At 63.4% G+C, this 205-nt stretch carries 1 tRNA gene; it reads left to right on the top strand.

The window, feature by feature from the left end:
- Positions 1–128 precede the first annotated feature (128 nt).
- Positions 129–205 (top strand) — tRNA-Asp (locus ACCD05_RS32180).

Here is a 205-nt window from a genome sequence, read left to right on the forward strand (position 1 = left end):
GGGTGTAGCTCAGTCGGTTAGAGTGCCGGCCTGTCACGCCGGAGGTCGCGGGTTCGAGCCCCGTCACTCGCGCCATTTCATGTATGTGCTGAAAAGCACGATCCGGAACGACGCAGTCTGAAAAATGCGCGGGTGTAGCTCAGTCGGTTAGAGTGCCGGCCTGTCACGCCGGAGGTCGCGGGTTCGAGCCCCGTCACTCGCGCCA

This window comes from Rhizobium sp. Rhizsp42 (assembly GCF_047304155.1).
Lineage (GTDB): Bacteria > Pseudomonadota > Alphaproteobacteria > Rhizobiales > Rhizobiaceae > Rhizobium.